The 13,026-nt window shown below is 28.6% G+C and carries 13 protein-coding genes and 1 pseudogene; 8 read left to right on the top strand and 6 right to left on the bottom strand.

Going from position 1 to position 13,026, the window contains the following annotated elements; all coding sequences use genetic code 11:
• Positions 1-4 precede the first annotated feature (4 nt).
• Positions 5-1,216, bottom strand: a complete 1,212-nt coding sequence (locus ACOTU8_RS00240) for a DUF2920 family protein (protein ID WP_422341278.1) — start codon at positions 1,214-1,216, stop codon at positions 5-7.
• Positions 1,217-1,275: 59 nt separating this feature from the next.
• Here ACOTU8_RS00240 and ACOTU8_RS00235 point away from each other — a divergent pair, with 59 nt between their 5' ends.
• The 3 genes and pseudogenes from ACOTU8_RS00235 to ACOTU8_RS00225 all read left to right on the top strand — a co-directional run bounded on the left by ACOTU8_RS00235 (position 1,276) and on the right by ACOTU8_RS00225 (position 3,798).
• Positions 1,276-2,784 (top strand): AMP-binding protein, encoded by a 1,509-nt coding sequence (locus ACOTU8_RS00235; protein ID WP_422341277.1) that lies wholly within the window; start codon positions 1,276-1,278, stop codon positions 2,782-2,784.
• Between the two features lie 57 nt (positions 2,785-2,841).
• Positions 2,842-3,568: pseudogene (locus ACOTU8_RS00230) on the top strand (formyltransferase family protein).
• 2 nt (positions 3,569-3,570) lie between these two features.
• Complete coding sequence (locus tag ACOTU8_RS00225; protein WP_422341276.1) at positions 3,571-3,798, top strand: acyl carrier protein; 228 nt, start codon at positions 3,571-3,573, stop codon at positions 3,796-3,798.
• On the opposite strand, the gene ACOTU8_RS00220 is transcribed toward ACOTU8_RS00225, so the two are convergent.
• Positions 3,795-4,865, bottom strand: coding sequence for an acyl carrier protein (locus tag ACOTU8_RS00220; protein ID WP_422341275.1), 1,071 nt, complete (start codon positions 4,863-4,865; stop codon positions 3,795-3,797). The two genes, ACOTU8_RS00225 and ACOTU8_RS00220, sit on opposite strands and share 4 nt — an antisense overlap.
• A 61-nt stretch (positions 4,866-4,926) precedes the next feature.
• Here ACOTU8_RS00220 and ACOTU8_RS00215 point away from each other — a divergent pair, with 61 nt between their 5' ends.
• Complete coding sequence (locus ACOTU8_RS00215; RefSeq protein ID WP_422341274.1) at positions 4,927-5,982, top strand: 3-oxoacyl-ACP synthase; 1,056 nt, start codon at positions 4,927-4,929, stop codon at positions 5,980-5,982.
• Here ACOTU8_RS00215 and ACOTU8_RS00210 read toward each other — a convergent pair.
• Entirely contained in the window at positions 5,963-7,174 is a 1,212-nt protein-coding gene (locus ACOTU8_RS00210; RefSeq protein WP_422341273.1) for a DUF2920 family protein, read from the bottom strand. The two genes, ACOTU8_RS00215 and ACOTU8_RS00210, sit on opposite strands and share 20 nt — an antisense overlap.
• Positions 7,175-7,258: 84 nt before the next feature.
• On the opposite strand from ACOTU8_RS00210, the gene pseF reads away from it, so the two are divergent.
• From pseF to pseH, 3 genes are read left to right on the top strand one after another with little or no spacing between them, the layout of a single operon-like run.
• Complete coding sequence (pseF, locus tag ACOTU8_RS00205; RefSeq protein WP_422341272.1) at positions 7,259-7,957, top strand: pseudaminic acid cytidylyltransferase; 699 nt, start codon at positions 7,259-7,261, stop codon at positions 7,955-7,957.
• A complete protein-coding gene (gene pseG, locus ACOTU8_RS00200; RefSeq protein WP_422341271.1) occupies positions 7,941-8,765 on the top strand; it encodes a UDP-2,4-diacetamido-2,4,6-trideoxy-beta-L-altropyranose hydrolase in 825 nt (274 codons plus the stop codon). The genes pseF and pseG overlap by 17 nt, the downstream gene beginning before the upstream one ends.
• Positions 8,762-9,235, top strand: a complete 474-nt coding sequence (gene pseH, locus ACOTU8_RS00195) for a UDP-4-amino-4,6-dideoxy-N-acetyl-beta-L-altrosamine N-acetyltransferase (RefSeq protein WP_422341270.1) — start codon at positions 8,762-8,764, stop codon at positions 9,233-9,235. The genes pseG and pseH overlap by 4 nt, the downstream gene beginning before the upstream one ends.
• Here the strand turns inward: pseH and ACOTU8_RS00190 are convergent.
• The 3 genes from ACOTU8_RS00190 to pseA are packed head-to-tail and all read right to left on the bottom strand — an operon-like array spanning position 9,200 to position 11,685.
• Positions 9,200-9,946: a HisA/HisF-related TIM barrel protein gene (locus tag ACOTU8_RS00190; RefSeq protein ID WP_422341269.1), complete on the bottom strand. Its 747-nt coding sequence runs from the start codon at positions 9,944-9,946 to the stop codon at positions 9,200-9,202. The two genes, pseH and ACOTU8_RS00190, sit on opposite strands and share 36 nt — an antisense overlap.
• Positions 9,947-10,552 carry an imidazole glycerol phosphate synthase subunit HisH gene (gene hisH, locus ACOTU8_RS00185; RefSeq protein ID WP_422341268.1) on the bottom strand — a complete coding sequence of 202 codons (606 nt, stop codon included), beginning with the start codon at positions 10,550-10,552 and terminating at the stop codon, positions 9,947-9,949.
• Positions 10,549-11,685, bottom strand: a complete 1,137-nt coding sequence (pseA, locus tag ACOTU8_RS00180) for a pseudaminic acid biosynthesis protein PseA (protein ID WP_422341267.1) — start codon at positions 11,683-11,685, stop codon at positions 10,549-10,551. The genes hisH and pseA overlap by 4 nt, the downstream gene beginning before the upstream one ends.
• Positions 11,686-11,798: 113 nt before the next feature.
• Between pseA and ACOTU8_RS00175 the strand changes: the two genes are divergently transcribed.
• The gene (locus tag ACOTU8_RS00175; protein WP_422341266.1) at positions 11,799-12,983 is read left to right on the top strand and encodes an ATP-grasp domain-containing protein; all 1,185 of its coding nucleotides are present in this window, start codon (positions 11,799-11,801) and stop codon (positions 12,981-12,983) included.
• Positions 12,984-13,026: the final 43 nt, after the last annotated feature.

Genomic DNA, 13,026 nt, shown 5'->3' with positions numbered 1-13,026 from the left:
GGTTTTAATCTTTTATCTCTAATTCAAATTTATCTCTCACATCTTTAAAAGTAAACACTTTATTTCCACAAGGATAAGAGATGGAATTTTCTTGCATAAAAGATTTTCTTCCTTGCAATTTTTCAAGCATTAAGGGAAGTTCTTTTCTAAATAAGGCTTTATCAGGTATACCACAACCATGATCTAAATTTTTAATAAATTTTCCATCAATTTTATTTTCATCTATCAAATTTAAGCTTACATCATATCCTAAAATTTTTAATATTTGCATGGTTTGTTCTTTAAAATTTGCTGGAGTTAAAGGATCTTCTTTACTATGATAACTCACATAAATGATATTTTTATTTTTTTGACTTTGTAAAATCAAATGATCTTTATTTAATAATGTTCTAATAAAATAATTTTCGTTATTAAAAAAATAAGGTGAATTTTCTTTACGTGTCCAGCGGGTTTTTACAAAACATTCTATCAAAGTATTTGGATCATCAAATACATAATCACAACCGCTCTCCATTTCTCTTCCTAAAATATAAATCAAAGGTGGCAAAGCTGAACCCGAATTATCAATCACGCCATCCACATACCAAGGAGCTATTTTTGCTATGAGTAAAGATAGGTATCCTCCATAAGACCCCCCCCCATAAATTTTTGGTAAATCTGCAAATTTTGGAAAGCGTTTAACAAGATCTTTTAAAGCATTGATATGATCAATAGCTGCCATAATGCCATAGTTTTGATAATCTCCATTAGGTGGGACAAAAGTTGAAGTAAATTTCGCTTGATAATTTTGCGCTAGTTTTCCTTGTGATTTTAAAGTAGTAATATTCTGATTAAGTAATTCGTAACATTGTTGTGCATTTTGAATATCAACATCTATCTTAATACCTATGTCTAATAAAGCTTGAGATAAATTTGACACATCCTCTTTTGTAAACATTGTAATTGCACTATATTTCTCAACATCTGAACGCCTTTGACAAAAACAATGATAAAAAACATTTACTGTCGCTACATCAAAATTTTTAGCGATATAATTTCTATAAGAGTCTAAAAAATATATATTTGCATTAGCTCCATAACCTCCTATGACAAAAACTATGGCTTTAATCTCTTTTTCATCATCATAACTTATACGGTATTCAAGCTTACTGGTTCTTTTGATATTTAGTTCTACATCATCACAAGAATCGATTTCAAAGGTTTGATTTATGAGCATATAAAGGCCTTTTTATTAATTTATCGATATTATAATACAAAAAACTAAAAAGGTAAATCATGACAGCTCATATCTACGATTTTTTAGAAAAAAGTTTAATCAATTTTAATGATAAAACTGCTTTCGTAGAACCTTTTGCCAAAGAAAGAAAAGAAATTACTTATAAAAATTTTGATCTTTTATCCAAAAAACTTTCTAGTGAAATTTTAAAAACTTTAGGAAGCGATAATCCTATTCAAGCTCCTGTTTTAATCATCTTGCCTAAAGGAATTGATTGTTTGATTTCTTTTTTTGGGGTAGCATTAAGTGGAAATTTTTATACCCTTTTAGATGAAAAAAGTCCTAAAGAAAGAGTAGAAAAAGTTATAGAGGTTTTAAAACCTAAGCTTTTTATTACTTCAAAGGATTTAAATTTTAACTTAAATTTACCTACGCTTTATACACAAGACTTTGAAAGTTTTGATATAGATGAGAGTTTAATAAAAAATGCAAAAGAAAAACACATAGATACTAATTTACTCTATGTTCTTTTTACAAGTGGTAGTACAGGCATTCCAAAAGGAGTAAGCATAGCACATAAAAGTGTGATTGATTACACTTTTTGGGTGTGTGAGACTTTTAAATTTGATGAGAATGAAATTTTAGCCAATCAAGCGCCATTTTATTTTGATAATAGCATTTTAGATATTTTTTCAAGTGTAAAAGCAGGAGCGACTTTGCACCTTTTACCTAATCATCTTTTTGCCTTTCCAAATAAAATTTTAGAATACCTTGAAAAAGAAAAAGTAAGCACTATATTTTGGGTACCTTCGGTGTTAATTTACTTTGCGAATACTGAAGCTTTAACAAACTTTAATTTAAAGTATTTAAAAAAGATACTTTTTTGTGGTGAAATTATGCCCAATAAACAACTAAATATTTGGCGTAAACACTTACCAAATGCTTTATTTGCTAATCTTTATGGGCCAACAGAAATTACTGATGTATGTTCTTTTTATATAGTGGATCGCAATTTTAAAGACGAAGAACTTTTACCTATAGGCAAAGCGTGTAAAAACACGGAACTTTTAGTTTTTGATGAAAATATGGATTTTATCAGTCCTAAGCAAATGGGTGTTAAAGGGGAACTTTTTGTACGTGGAACTTCTTTATCTTTAGGGTATTATAATGATAAAGAAAAAACAAAACAAGCTTTTATACAAAATCCTTTGCATGACAATTATTTAGATTTACTCTATAAAACAGGAGATATTGTTTCTTATAATGAATTTGGCGAACTTTTATGCTATGGAAGAGCGGATAATCAGATCAAATATATGGGGCATAGGATAGAACTTGGAGAAATAGAAAGCGTGATAAATTCTCATACGAATATAAAAAATTGTGCTTGTATTTTTAAGGAAGATATTATTTGTTTTTATGAAAGCGATGAAGAAATTGACTTTAAAACCTTTCTAAAAGATAAATTGCCTAGCTATATGATCCCTAAAAATTTTATCAAGCTAAATAGATTTAAACTCAATCAAAATGGTAAAATTGATAGGAAAGTTTTAAATGAACTTGTTTGAACAAGCTTTTTATAAAGAATTAAAATTAAATAATTCAAAATTTTATAGGAATTTTTAATGACTTACTCACACATCTACATTATAGGTACAGGAAAAGTCGTCAAAGAATGTCAAAAAATAGCTAGTATTTTTTTAATCAAGAAGTGATTTTTTTAAAAAATTTAGAAAATTTAGATGATTTTTGTAAAAATCTTAAAAACTGCCTTATCATTAGTGCAAATAATTCGTATATTTTCAAAAAAGAATGCGTTCAAAACAATACCATTATAAACTATCATAATGCTTTATTGCCTTTTCATAAAGGATGCAATGCAAGAATTTGGAGTATATGGGAAAATGACAAACAAACAGGAATTACTTGGCACATGGTTGAAGAAAGTATTGATACAGGTGCTATTTTAACCCAAAAAGAAATTAAACTTAATAGCAGTTTTACCGCTTTAAGTCTTCTAAATGTACAACATAATCTTGCTATAACTTCATTTAAAGAGACTTTGCTAAATTTAAAAAATAAGATCTTTAAAGTTCAAACTTCAAATGGCGGGGGGGGGGAGTATCACAAAAAATCAGATTTACCTAATAATGGCTACTTAGAACTTGCTTGGGATAAAGAGAAAATCTCTAGATTTTTAAGAGCTATGGATTGTGGTGCTTTAAGCGGGGTATCCAAACCAAAAATAAAACTTTTAGGAGAAGAAAGGGAATTTTACTTTATGAAATCAACGAACTTGATTTAATTTTAAATTTAAGCGATAATACCATTTTAAAAATCACAAAGGAATAAAAATGCAAGAAATCAAACAATTTTTTATCAATATAGAAAGAACAGATATCAACGAAAGTATGCAAAATTTAGTAAGTGAAGATTTTATCGATAGTATTGATATCATGGCCTTAGTTGCCGAAATAGAAAAATTTTATAAAAAACCTTTAAAAGCAGAATTTATTACGCCTGAAAATTTCGAAAGCTTTGAAAATATCAAAAAAATGCTTGAAACCGCAATGAAAGACTAATCTTTCCTTGCAAGTTCAAGCTGTTCTTTTAAAGAACTGATGATTTCATTTTTAGAAACAATAATTTGTGCTATAAAATCCGCCACATCATCCCAGTCTTTACTTAGTGTGTGAGTTAAGGTATAATTTTGTTCATATTCTTCCCAATTTATAGGAGTAAAAAGAGAATTTTTATGCGGGAAATATTTGTTTTTTACCCATTCAAGCGAAGAAGCAAAATAATCCACATAAGCCTTAGCAATATCTTTTTGCACAGCAAATTTTAATCTTTTTTCTTTAGTACCTTCAAACTTTCTTCTGGCTATAAAAAGTAAAGAATTAAGATTATCTTGCTTTAGATCTTTTTGATTTAATCTTGACATAAGTTCCATTCCTAAAAGGTTAAAACTTTCATTTTTAGTTTGCTTAAGAATAAAACTTTCATCCCATTCAAGTCCCAAATGATAAGTAAAATCTTTAAGCAAAGTTCCCCCTACATAATCCTCTCTTAAAAGTCTTACTATCAAATTTTCCTCACCAAATACTTCAGCATAAGTTTTGCAAATCCACTCATAATCAAAAATATATTTTCTAGGATGATCTTGTGGGGCAAAATCAGCAGAATAATATCCCATATTATTCTTATGATCTTGAGAGCAATGAGAATTTAAATAACCCAAAGTATCCCTAAAATATACAATAATATAAATTTGAGTAAAACCCAATTCTCTCATGATTTTCTCTAAAATTTCTACATGTTTTTTGCTGGAAAAATCCCAAACTATACCCTCGCATGAAAAAATAAATTTTTTATCTTTATGTAAAGCGCTTTCGCTTTTAAAATTTTCTATAGTTCTAAGAAGTCTTTCATTTGTAATATGACTTAAAACACTCTTTTTTTTTAAAATATCTTCTTTTTGAACCAATTCTAAAACCATATCCACTAAAGCCCAATGTCTATTTGCTACTCTAAGACTTTTTGGATAAATATAAGCTTGATTTAAAATTAAAAATTCATTTTTAACAAAAAAACTTTGAATTTCAGTACTTCCTGTTTTAGGATTGCCTATATGAAAATATGCTGTCATTATCTTGCCTTAAAACAAATATTTATGTTATTATAGCAAATAAATATCAAAGGATTTCAAATTGAAACTTACATTAAATTCTCATAATATTAAAGCTATTAGCGTAATACTTCCAAAAAATACTCTTTCTATAGATGAAGAGCTACAATTATGTAATTTAACAAAGAATAAATTTGAACTTCTTAAAAAAACTTCTAATTTTTCATCTCACTATATAGCTAATGAAAATACATTTGCAAGCGACCTAGCTACAGAAGCTTTAAATACATTATTTAAAAATAATATATGTTCAAAAGAAGAATTAGATATAGTTTTTCTTGCTACGCATACACCTGATTTTTTTGCACCTCAAACATCAAGCATTATACATAAAAATTTAAATTTAAGCAAAAAAACTGTATGTATAGATACAACAACATTTTGCTCAGGTTTTTTACAAACACTCATGCAAGCTTTTTTAATGCTAGATAATCCCGATATCCATAAAATAATCATTCTTACAAGTCTCGTAAAAAGCAAAAAAACAGATATAAAAAACGACAAAATATCCTATCTTACACATAGTGACTGCGCATGTGCAATTTTAATCGAAAAATCTCAAAATACAACACAAAAAACTTATTTTTCTCAGGAAATATACAGTCAATATACTTTGGAAGAAACATTGCCTCTTAATGCTTACAATACAAATTTCAATGAGTATTTGTATATTAATAACACCTTGTTTTTTAACTTTATATCAGAAAACTATCCTGAATTTTTTAATGATTTTTTTGATTATTTTAACATTGATAAAACAAAAATATCAAATTTCTTTTTTCATACACCTAATGATTTTTTCTTCAAAAAAAATTTAGAAAACTTACATATGGAAAATTTCCCATGTTTTCATCAAACATTTAAAATCTATGCAGATTGTAAAGTTAGTAATCTACCTATAGAACTTTGTCTTTATAAACAAAACCAAGAAAAAACGCATGTAAAAATGTGGGGGGGGGGTGTTGAAAAATATGTTTTATCAAGCTTTGGATCTGGAATTATCTTTAATATAATGGCTTTAGATATAGATTTTTATAATCTACAAGCCTTTATAAAAATTAAAGATTTTCCAATATAAATTGATTTTCCTTATCTTTAAAAGTAAAAATTTTATCGCTACAAGGATAGGAGATAGAATTTTCTTGCATAAAAGATTTTCTTTTCTGCAATTTTTCAAGCATTAAGGGAAGTTCTTTTCTAAATAAAGCTTTATCAGTGATTCTCATACCATGATTTAAATCTTTTATAAATCTTCCATCTATTTGACTTTCGTCTTTTATCAAATTTAAAGTAGCATCAAAACCTAAAGTATTAAAAATCTCATAAAGCATGATCTTATCCTTAGCTGGCGCTCCAACATCTTTAGCGCTATGATAAGTTATAAAAATAATATTTTTTGAAACTTCAGATAAAATTTGCAGATGCTTTAAATTTAACAACGCCCTTATCATATAATTTACATCATTGAAAAAATATAACGCATTTTCTTTGCATGTCCAATGTTTTTTTAAAAAACAATACAAATTCAGATTTTTAAAACTAAAAACAAATTCAGGAAAATCAATTTCCCTTCCCAATATAAATTTCAAAGGAGGCAAGGCGGGTCCTGAATTATCAATCACGCCATCCACATACCAAGGAGCTATTTTTGCTATGAGTAAAGATAGGTATCCTCCATAAGACCCCCCCCCATAAATTTTTGGTAAATCTGCAAATTTTGGAAAGCGTTTAACAAGATCTTTTAAAGCATTGATATGATCAATAGCTGCCATAATGCCATAGTTTTGATAATCTCCATTAGGTGGGACAAAATCGCAAAAAAGTTCTATTTTTTGACTTTCATCAACTAAGCCTGCTTGTTTAATCTCTCCAGCTCTTTGTTCTATAAGAGGAATAATTTGCTCAAAATTATTTTCATTAGCCAACAAGTGTCCTAAATTAATATTTTTTAAAATACCATTTACACGCTCTAAATCATCTTGATTAGGAATAAGCTTTGGATTGTACTTTTGATCAATACTTTGTCTTGCGCAAAAACAATGATAAAAAACATGCACCGCTACAACATCAAAATTTTTAGCAATATATTCCCTATCAAAATCTAAAAAAGAAATATTTGCATTAGCTCCAAAACCACCTACTATAAAAACTATGGCTTTAATCTCTTTTTCATCATCATAACTTATACGGTATTCAAGCTTACTGGTTCTTTTGATATTTAGTTCTACATCATCACAAGAATCGATTTCAAAAGTTTGATTTATGAGCATATTTACCCTTATCCTAGTTTTATTGTACTTTAAAGACAATTATACTTAAATTCTAGCAATAAAAATACAAAATAAGGCATAACTATGAAAAATCTTTGCATAATCCCTGCACGCGGTGGATCAAAAAGAATTCCTAAAAAAAACATCATTGATTTTCTAGGTAAACCTTTAATCGCTTATAGCATAGAAAATGCTTTAAATTCAGGCATTTTTGATGAAGTAATACTTTCAAGCGATGATGAAGAAATCATAGAAGTAGCCTTAAAATACGGTGCAAAAGCTCCATTTGTGCGTGATAAAAATTTAAGCGATGATTATGCTTCAAGCACTGCTGTAGTGCAAAATACCATAGAAATTTTACAAAATCAAAATAAATTTTATAATAATGTTTGCTGCCTTTATGCTACTGCTCCTTTGCTAAACAAAGACATTTTAAAACAAGCCTATGAAAAATTTATTCAAAACAAAAGCAAGTTTTTATTTGCTGCTACTGAGTTTGAGTATCCTATACAAAGGGCCTTTTATCTGAATGAAAACAATCAAGTTTATATGTTTGATGAAAAACATTATAAAAGTCGCTCACAAGACTTAACAAAAGCTTATCATGATGCAGGGGCTTTTTATTTTGGTACAAGTAAAGCTTGGCTTGAAGAAGATTTTATGTTTAAACCTCATTCTAGTGTATTTGTATTACCAAGAAATTTAGCTTGCGATATAGACACCATGCAAGATTTAGAATTTGCAAAAATACTTTATAAGGTAAATCATGAAAGTGCTTTTTAGGAGCGATAGTTCAAGCCAAATAGGCTTTGGACACATTAAACGCGATCTAGTCTTAGCTAAACAATATAACGATGTAAGTTTTGCTTGTTTGCCTTTAGAAGGCTCTTTGATCGATGAAATTCCTTATCCTGTTTATGAGCTTAACAGTGAAAGTATCTACGAGCTTATCAATCTTATCAAAGAAGAAAAATTTGAACTTCTTATTATTGATCACTATGGCATCAGCATAGATGATGAAAAACTCATTAAACTTGAAACAGGGGTGAAAATCTTAAGCTTTGATGATGAAATAAAGCCTCATCATTGTGATATTTTACTCAATGTCAATGCTTACTCAAAAGCAAGTGATTATGAAGGTTTAGTGCCTTTTAAATGCGAAGTAAGATGCGGTTTTTCTTATGCCTTAATCAGAGAAGAATTTTACCAAGAAGCCAAAGAAAATAGAGAAAAAAAATATGATTTTTTCATCTGCATGGGCGGAACTGATATAAAAAATCTTTCCATAGAACTTGCTAGTGAATTACCTAAAACAAAAATCATAAGCATTGCAACTAGCTCTTCTAATCCCTATCTTAAAAAATTACAAAAATTTGCAAAATTACATGACAATATTAGATTATTTATCGATTATGAAAATCTTGCAAAATTAATGAATGAAAGTAATAAACTCATCATCAGTGCAAGCTCTTTAGTCAATGAAGCCTTACTTTTAAAGGCAAATTTCAAAGCTATTTGTTATGTTAAAAATCAAGAACCTACAGCATCTTGGCTTGTTAAAAAAGGTTATGAAGTGGAGTATAGGTATTGATAAAACTTAAAAATTTTATAGAACTAAATTCACAAGAAATAGATCTAATTTTTAAATGGCGTAATGATATTTATATTAGTCAATTTATGAAAACAAAACAAATTGATTTTGAAGAGCATTTAAGATTTATAAAAAGCTTACATCAAGATTCTAGTAAAAAATATTTTTTAGTTTTTCAAGATGAACAGATTATTGGTGTGATTGATTTTATCAATATCGCAGCTAAATCTTGCGAATTTGGACTTTATGCAAAACCTAATTTAAAAGGTGTAGGACAAATTTTAATGAATGAAATTATAAAATACGCTTTTGAAATTTTAAAAGTAGATACTCTTAAAGCCTATGTTTTTAAAAATAATCACAAAGCTTTAAAATTATATCAACAAAACCATTTTACTATTTATGATGAAGATAAAAATTTTTACTATATTTATTTAAAGCAATCTCACTGCAAAGCCTTGCTTGGCTAACTCTTCTTTCACATCCTTAGGAGTGTACTTAGAAAAATGAAAAATATAAGCTCCCGCTAAAGCATCAGCACCCAAATTTAAAGCCTTAACTCCATCACTTGGTTTACTAAGTCCTCCATTGACAATAAGAGGAATTTTAAGTTTATTTTGAAAAATCTTTAAAAGTTCCAAATCATAACCCTTTGCTTTTCCCTCAAAATCTATAGAAGTTAAAAGAAGCTCTCCGGCTCCTTTTTTTTCGTATTCTAAAGCAAGTTCTAAAGGACTTTTTTCAAGTAAATTTCCCCTATCATAAACACAAAATTGATCCCCTTTTCTTTTAACATCTATAGAACAAACTATACATTGAGAACCAAAACGATTAGCCGCTTTGCTTATAAAATCCATATCCTCTAAGGCTTTAGAATTGATAGAAATTTTATCCGCACCTAAGTTTAAAATCTTTTGTATATCTTCAAGAGTTTTTATCCCGCCACCTATAGTTAAAGGCATAAAACATTCTTTAGCAAGATCTTCTATACTTTCAAAGTCTATTTCTCCACTTTTTGAAGCTTCTATATCTAAGATAATAAGCTCATCAACATTGCGCGCATTATAAATTCTCATCGTTGAAGTTAAGTGTCCTATAGTACGAAAATCTTTAAATTCTATACTTTTAACAAGTTGTCCGTTTTTTAGTAAAACACAAGGGATAATTCTAGTTTTTAACATTTAAAGCCTTATAAAATTTTCTAAAAGTTTTAAGCCTAAATTTTGACTTTTTTCAGGATGAAATTGCGTCGCAAAAATATGATCTTTTTGTAAAGATGCGACAAATTTATGTCCGTATTGCGTTTTAGCGCTTACAAATTCATCTTTGCATTTCACATAAAAAGAATGCACAAAATAAAAATCACTCTTATTACCTATACTTTGATATAAAGGATCTTGTTTTAAAATTTCAAGCTCATTCCAACCCATATGTGGGATTTTTAAATTTAAATCCTCTTCAAATTTGACTACTTCACCTTCTATAAAACCAAGCCCATCGCAAACTCCACCTTCATAGCCCTTTTCTAAAAAAAGCTGCATTCCCAAACAAATACCTAAAATAGGTTTTTTTTGTACTAAAACTTGCTCTTTTAAAGCTTCTATAAAACCAAGCTCTTTTAAATTTTTCATCGCTTCTTTAAAAGATCCCACTCCAGGTAAAAGCAACTTATCTACTTTTTGCAAATCTTTTGGATCTTGAGCTATGAAATTTTTAGCTCCTATTTTTTCAAAAGCTTTAGCAACTGAGTTTAAATTTCCAGCTTTATAATCAATCAGTGCTATCATTTTAAAATACACTCATCCTTTCTTACCAAAGAACCATCATAATCTCTTAAAAAATTACCATTTTCATCGCGTTTAAAGATTTTTTTATTGGTAAAAGAATCTACTATTTTTTGAAATTCCTCTTCGCTAAAACCACTGAATTCAAGGTATTTTTTAATAGCCTTTTTAGGGGGTTTGCCATCGTATTTTTGCACCAAACGCACCCCTTCTTCACGGCTGATATAACCTAAACGAATATCCAAACAAGCATTATCCGTTGCTCTACCAAAACCATATTTGCAGTATTTTAAATAATCATGCACATGATTAGAATAACAATCTAAATTTTCAAAATTTTCATAAGTAGTCTCAACAGGATGATCTAGAGTTAAAAAACCATATTTTTTAGAAATTTCAAGAATTTTTTTATAATCCCATTTAAAATAATACCCTAAAAATAGCCCTGTAACCCCTACTCTTTCAAGTTCTTCATCACTTGGATAAGTATATAAAAATAAATCTTTTTCAGTGATGCCATTTACCCCAAGCATATCAGAAGCACGATTTCCTAAAAGTCCACCAAATTCTTCAAGCCACTCTCTACCTAAAATATTCTTATTTTTACTACTCGCAGGACCGCCATACTCTATCTGCGGACTTTCTCCCCAGATGATCAAAGGCACTCCAAAATTTACCGCTATGCGTGGAACAGAAGTAAAAATTCCCAAATGGTTTTGCCATTCATTATCCCCTGTTCTTATAAAAGCTTCACGAGCAAGTTTTTGATAAACTTTTGGATCACGCTTGATATGGATCAAATCCACGCCAAGACGATTTAAATTTTCTAAATTGTTACGCCCTATTTTCGTAGGCACGCTAGGCTCAAAACACACACACAAAGGATTGAGTCCAAGTTCAAGCATTTTAACTACTTGAAAAGTAGAATCTTTTCCGCCACTTACTCCGATAACACAATCATAAGCGGGATGCTTTTTATATTTCTTCACAAGTTCTAAAAATTCTTTCTCTCTTGCCTTCCAATCAATTTCATAATTCTTAACTTCTTGAGAGCGACAAGCATCGCAAACTCCTTCTTCATCAAAATGTAAATCAGGTTTAGTATCTGGCATTACACATTTTTTACAAAATTTCATTTCTTTCCTTAAATATTAAAATATACCAAGTAATATCATCTATACTTTGCATAATTATATTATAAATATTTTGCTATAATAAAAATAAAATAACAAAAATATAGAAAGTTTTCATGAAAAACAAACATTTTTTTATTATTGGTGGTGGTGATTTACAAGCAGATTTAGTGTTACATGCAAAAAAAGATTTTATCACTCATGTTTTTGACTACAATGAAAATTGTTTTTGTAAAAACTTAGCAGATTATTTTCATCCTATTTCTATTGCTGATAAAGAAAAAATTCTGGAATTAGCTATCAAATTTAATATAGTAGGTATTGCTACAGCAGCCACAGAACTTGGAAATTTAACAGCATGCTACATTGGAGAAAAGCTTGATCTTGGAACTAATTCTTATGAATGTGCTAAAAATACCACAGATAAAAGCTTAATGAAAAAAATATTTGAAAAAAATAATATTAACCATGCTAAATATTTTATACTCAAAGATGAAAAAGATTTAGAACAAATTATCAAATTCCCTGTTGTTATAAAACCAAGTGACAGAAGTGCTGGAAGAGGAGTTGTAAAAGTATTTGATAAAGAAAATTTAAAAAAATACTTTTATAAAGCTAAAGAACTTTCTTACAATAAAATCGTTTTAGCCGAAGAAGTTTTAAAAGGTAGGCAATTTAGCGTAGAAACTATTAGTTCACACGGTAAACATCAAATTATAGCTATCACAGAAGAATATTTAAGAGAAGGTGAATTTGCAAATGATTTTTTAGAGACACAGCATCTTATCCCTGCAAGAATAACTAATTACCAAAAGAATTTTATCCAAAACGAAATTATTAAAGTTCTAAATGCTTTCAAGATTAATTTTGGGGCTTCTCATATAGAGATTAAACTCAAAACTAGTACTAACAGGGGGGGGGTAGAACAAAACAAGCTATCTGTAATCGAAATTGCAACTCGCATAGGAGGTTGGCGTGATGTATTAGCATATCATTCTTATGGCATTGATTATTTACAACTCTTAATTCAAAGTTCTTTAAAACAAGAATTAAAGAAAGTAAATACAAAAGCTGAAAATTTTTGTCTGGTTAAAATGATTTTTACCAAAGAAGATTATGAGTTTTATAAGAAATTAAAAGCTTTAAAACCACAAATAATAGTAAAAGAAAGAATTCATATTAAAAACAATGAAGAATTTCCTTATTCCTCGTCATTAATGGATTCTAAGGGTTATTATTATTTGAAAATTTCAAAGGATGAGGATCCTGAAATTTATATAAAAGGAAAACTTCACCTCTAAACTTCTAGTAAAAATCTTTTAGCAGATTTTACTAGGAGAATCT

It is taken from the genome of Campylobacter jejuni, from assembly GCF_049221745.1.
Lineage (GTDB): Bacteria > Campylobacterota > Campylobacteria > Campylobacterales > Campylobacteraceae > Campylobacter_D > Campylobacter_D jejuni_E.
Note: the sequence above shows the minus strand (reverse complement) of the source record. Positions and strands in the feature narration are given on the sequence as shown.

Bases quoted from the DNA above. Each gene is read 5' to 3' on its own strand.
- ACOTU8_RS00240 (WP_422341278.1), bottom strand. From the start codon at position 1,216: ATGCTCATAAATCAAACCTTTGAAATCGATTCTTGTGATGATGTAGAA.
- ACOTU8_RS00235 (WP_422341277.1), top strand. From the start codon at position 1,276: ATGACAGCTCATATCTACGATTTTTTAGAAAAAAGTTTAATCAATTTT.
- ACOTU8_RS00225 (WP_422341276.1), top strand. From the start codon at position 3,571: ATGCAAGAAATCAAACAATTTTTTATCAATATAGAAAGAACAGATATC.
- ACOTU8_RS00220 (WP_422341275.1), bottom strand. From the start codon at position 4,865: ATGACAGCATATTTTCATATAGGCAATCCTAAAACAGGAAGTACTGAA.
- ACOTU8_RS00210 (WP_422341273.1), bottom strand. From the start codon at position 7,174: ATGCTCATAAATCAAACTTTTGAAATCGATTCTTGTGATGATGTAGAA.
- pseF (WP_422341272.1), top strand. From the start codon at position 7,259: ATGAAAAATCTTTGCATAATCCCTGCACGCGGTGGATCAAAAAGAATT.
- pseG (WP_422341271.1), top strand. From the start codon at position 7,941: ATGAAAGTGCTTTTTAGGAGCGATAGTTCAAGCCAAATAGGCTTTGGA.
- ACOTU8_RS00190 (WP_422341269.1), bottom strand. From the start codon at position 9,946: ATGTTAAAAACTAGAATTATCCCTTGTGTTTTACTAAAAAACGGACAA.
- hisH (WP_422341268.1), bottom strand. From the start codon at position 10,552: ATGATAGCACTGATTGATTATAAAGCTGGAAATTTAAACTCAGTTGCT.
- pseA (WP_422341267.1), bottom strand. From the start codon at position 11,685: ATGAAATTTTGTAAAAAATGTGTAATGCCAGATACTAAACCTGATTTA.
- ACOTU8_RS00175 (WP_422341266.1), top strand. From the start codon at position 11,799: ATGAAAAACAAACATTTTTTTATTATTGGTGGTGGTGATTTACAAGCA.